We start from the raw sequence: 4,507 nt of genomic DNA, 5'->3' as shown, positions 1-4,507 counted from the left end.
ATCTAAAATAAAGCTTATTACAATTTAGATTTTAACATTTCAATGGTAAATCCGCCACCGGAAAATCGTAAATCTAAAATCAAAAGTGTGCTTAACATCAGCTATGAAGCTTTTTACGAAACAGCCCGCCTGCTTAGCTTTTCCAAAGCGGCAGAAGTGCTGTTTATGACGCAGCCCTCTGTGAGCAAGCATATCCGGCTGCTGGAAAACCAGTTTAAGCTCAGCTTTTTTGAAAGAAAAGGCAGCACCGTCCAGCTCACTGCCGCGGGAAAGATCCTTTTTGATCATATAAAACAGGCGAAGGAGCTGCAGCGCAACATGCAGTTCAATTTAAGCAGCCTCTCAGGCCGGCAGCAGGCCAAGGGCTCGCTGGTAGTGGGCGCCAGCACCACGGTAGCATTGTATGTGATACCGGGTATCCTCTCCAGCTTTCACCAGCAATACCCTAACATACAACTGCGGCTGCTTAACAGTAATTCGGAAAATATACTGCGCGCCCTGCTGGAACAGGAAATAGACCTGGGTATTACTGAAAGCAGGAATAAACATACCACGGTGCAGTATAAATTTTTCATGAAGGACGAGGTGATACCGGTATGCCATCACAAAAGCCCGCTGGCTAAAAAGAAACGGGTAACGGTAGAGGAGCTGAAGAACATTCCTGTGGCGCTGCGGGAAAGAGGCAGCGGCACGCTGGCAGCCGTGGCAGAGGCATTGGCGCCTTTCGGACTATCCATCCAGGATATTAATAACCGCATTATTTTAGGCGGTACAGAAGCCCTCAAAAATTTCCTGCTCAGCGATACCTGCCTGGGCTTTTTACCGCAGCGTTCCGTAGAACATCTTATAGATAACGGTCAACTGGTACGCATTGATATTCCGGGTTTAAGGATCCACCGCTCCTTCTTTTTCATGCAGCGGCAGGGCACCAATAATGACCAGATCAACAACATCTTTATACGCCTCGCCAAAAAACAGTATAACCCCAGGTAATAGTATATGCCTATTTAGTATAACCTCCGAATGAAGGAGCTGAGTACATTTGTTGTGAGAACAAATAATGACAACAGTAATAACCGGCTGTTGACATTATACATCTGACTTCATTTTTATTTACACTTCATTTTATGAGGACCATTGAAACATTGTCGTTGCTGTCGTCCCTGCAATGCAGCAGCTGCGGCCAATATCACGACCCACACCGTTTACATCAGACATCCGTATGTTGTAATGCCCCTTTAGTTGCGGAGTATAGCACCGATGATGTATTTCCGCTTTCAAAAGAAGTATTGCCTGCCCAATCAGATAATATGTGGCGATACCTGGAAATGCTGCCTGTTTTTGATGTGAATAATATTGTAACCCTGGGCGAAGGCATGACGCCGCTGTTAACACTGCACAATATTCCCCGTCAGCTGGGGTTCGATAAACTTTTCTGGAAAGATGAATCGCTGAACCCTACCGGCTCTTTTAAAGCCCGCGGTTTGAGCGCTGCTATTTCCAAGGCTAAGGAATTTGGCGTGGAAAGCTGCATTGTTCCCACAGCAGGCAATGCCGGCGGCGCCATGGCGGCCTATTGCGCTGCTGCGGGTATGCAGGCGGTAGTGGTAATGCCACGGCATACTCCTAAGATCTTTAAGGAAGAGTGCTGGATGTACGGCGCTGAAGTAGTGCTGGTAGATGGCCTCATTAACGACTGCGCTGCAGAAGCAGCCCGTATACGGGAGGAACGCGGCTGTTTTGATGTATCCACCTTCAAGGAGCCCTACCGTTTGGAAGGCAAGAAAACCATGGGTTACGAAATTGCAGAACAGCTGCACTGGAACCTGCCGGATGTGATCCTGTATCCCACCGGCGGCGGTACCGGGTTAATTGGTTTATGGAAAGCATTCCGGGAAATGCTGGCCCTGGGCTGGATCCCGGATAAAATGCCCCGCCTGATAGCGGTACAGGCCGCCAACTGCCAGCCTGTAGTGGCCACCTGGCAAGGTTTGCAGCCCAATGCTAAAAAGTACAACGGACAGCCCTCTATTGCTAATGGCCTGGCCGTGCCCCGCCCCTTTGCGGAGCCGCTGATCATGGATGCGTTAAACCAGTCGCATGGTCATGCGCTGGCCATCAGCGAAGAGGAGCTTAAAAAATACATGCAGTTATTATCGCGGAGGGAGGGATTACTGGCCGCACCTGAAGGTGCGGCCTTACTTGCAGCCCTGCCCAAGCTGCTGGACGAAGGCCTGATACTGCACGATGAAAACATTTTACTGCTGAACACCGGCTCCGGCTATAAATACCTGGAGAACCTGCAGATAAATGTTTAATGCTAAAGGCTTAACGCCTAACGCTGAAGCCCTTTTATGCTAAAGGCCAAAAGCTAAATGCTAAAAGCTAAATGCTAATCGCTAATCTTTAAATGCCACATACATATACCTGAAGCTGATCACCATTTCACGGTACTGCTTCATAATATCCTGGCCCAGGTTGCCATAGTAATACCTGTCCTCTTCCATTACCGGCGCGGTAATAACGGGTATATGCGGCAGCCTGGGTTGCTTATCGGCAATGCCCAATATTATTTCAGGCAGCTTATATGCATTCACGGTATTAACACCTCCTGCCCCGCCCTGCGGCAGCCGGAACGGCTTGCCCCTGCGCATTACCTCTTTCCGGTATTTTTTAAAAAAGGGTGCATTCAACGCAGTAGCGGTGGCGCCGGTATCAAATATAAAAGGCAGGCTGTCTTTTTTGTACGCTACATTGATCACCGGGCGCAGGTTACTTAAACCAAAGTTGGCGTAATTACCGGGCAACGGTTGCTGCGGCACTTCCAGCACGCCCTCTTTACTGTTAATGCGGATCTCGCCCATTTGCTCGATCACCGGGAAACCAATGATCCCTTTAATGCCATACTTTGCCTCCGGCCAGGTAAGGGCGCTGTCGGGGAATACCATGAACACGGCGTTCTTTACCCGGATGCCGCCTATCTGCAGCTCCTTCACTACCGCGATACGCGCTTTCACAATGCCGCCGGTAGCAGCTTCCACGTCAAAATATTTATTCATGGGCGTAAGATGGTTACGTGCGGCGCTGCTTTCTGTAATGGTAGAGATACCGGCGCCGGTGTCAAACACAAATTCATTGCTGGTATCCCCGATGCTCACCGGTATATTCACCAGCCCTACTGCATCCCGCTTAAAAGGAATATGCGTGTCCTGCAGCACGGTTAGCTCCTGGGGTGCTATCTCCTGTAAGCCCTCCCATATTACCGCTGCATTGCGTACGGCTTCCTGGTCTTTTTCCGGCAGCGTAGTTTTAAAGCTGTCCAGCAGATACATGGAGCAGGTATAAGCTGCTTTGTACTGGTAGGCTTTTACCAGGTTATCTATTTTTACCTGTAATAATTCCGTCACCTGCCTGGCAGTAAAGTCAGCGCGGTACTTTTGCAGCAGCAGGTCTATGCTGGTGTTGGATGTTTGGCCTTTGTTAAAGAAATTATCCAGGTAAGCCTGATAATACAGGCGTTCCCGTTCGGAGAGCTGCGCTCCTTTGGCTGCTATTACATTGCGTAAAACAAAGAGCTGCCGGCGCAGCAGCAGGCTATCGGGATGATCATTGTTCTGGGCAAGCGCCAGCGCGCTGCTGCAGCAAAAAACCAGCAGCCATATACATTTTTTCATTGATCGTTTTTTATACAGTACAGAGAGCGCAAAGTTACACGGTATCAAACAGGCGAAGAATATACGACAGCTCGTACAAGATAAACAGGATAACTAAAGTTCCGTTAAAAATGCGGTTATTGATCCGGATGGCCATCAGGCATAAAACAATATGCACGGCATTACGGATGGGGTATTCTATGGACAGGCTTTTGAGATAGTCCTGCCCTTTAATGAGGGTATCGCCAATATCCAGCACATAGCTGAAGGCCAGGATGGCAAAGAACCATTTTTTACGGGAAAAGAAATAATCCTCAAATCCCTTGTAGTCTTTAATATCGTCGGGGAACAGCAGGGCGCATAAAGAGTAAAAGGTCATGATGAAGCAGATGATAAAAAAGTAGCTGGTAAAGCTCCAATGCTGCACATGCGTTAAACGATACTCCCACCACCAGAAGTGCACCAGCAGCATAAAAATATAGAATACCCAGGCCATGTGCAACCAATACGGCTTCTCGCGGTGCGGATGCTGTATAAATTTAGCCACGCCTTTCAGCAAATGCGTAATGCTTAAACCCAGAATAATGGTGATCAGGGTTTTGATGTGGTTGAAGGTGTCCATGTAGCTAATTTAAGCAGAAAGGATAAAGCATAAAGCCTGAAGCCCTTATGTTCTATCCCCCCTTTTATTCTTTATGCTTTATCCTTTTCGCTTTATGCTTTATGCTTTGTGCTTTACGCTTTTGGCTTTTAGCTTTTAGCGTTTAGCGTTTAGCCGGACCATATAACGGTGTACCGCTGCGCAGGCCTGTATGGCGGCCGTTTTCCAGCTCCAGCTGACCATTTACCAATAC

4 protein-coding genes are annotated in these 4,507 nt (G+C 48.2%); 2 read left to right on the top strand and 2 right to left on the bottom strand.

Annotated features, from left to right (window positions below; all coding sequences use genetic code 11):
* The first annotated feature begins 87 nt into the window (after nt 1-87).
* Nucleotides 88-993 carry a LysR family transcriptional regulator gene (locus VIM87_RS11350; protein ID WP_331997106.1) on the top strand — a complete coding sequence of 302 codons (906 nt, stop codon included), beginning with the start codon at nt 88-90 and terminating at the stop codon, nt 991-993.
* 134 nt (nt 994-1,127) lie between these two features.
* Nucleotides 1,128-2,318, top strand: coding sequence for a threonine synthase (locus VIM87_RS11345; protein WP_331997105.1), 1,191 nt, complete (start codon nt 1,128-1,130; stop codon nt 2,316-2,318).
* 81 nt (nt 2,319-2,399) lie between these two features.
* Here VIM87_RS11345 and VIM87_RS11340 read toward each other — a convergent pair whose 3' ends face one another.
* Nucleotides 2,400-3,674, bottom strand: a complete 1,275-nt coding sequence (locus VIM87_RS11340) for a retroviral-like aspartic protease family protein (RefSeq protein WP_331997104.1) — start codon at nt 3,672-3,674, stop codon at nt 2,400-2,402.
* 34 nt (nt 3,675-3,708) lie between these two features.
* Nucleotides 3,709-4,275, bottom strand: coding sequence for a hypothetical protein (locus tag VIM87_RS11335; protein WP_331997103.1), 567 nt, complete (start codon nt 4,273-4,275; stop codon nt 3,709-3,711).
* Nucleotides 4,276-4,507: the final 232 nt, after the last annotated feature.

Origin of the sequence: Chitinophaga sp. (genome assembly GCF_036569125.1) — a bacterium.
Classification (GTDB): Bacteria; Bacteroidota; Bacteroidia; order Chitinophagales; family Chitinophagaceae; genus Chitinophaga.
Note: the sequence above shows the minus strand (reverse complement) of the source record. Positions and strands in the feature narration are given on the sequence as shown.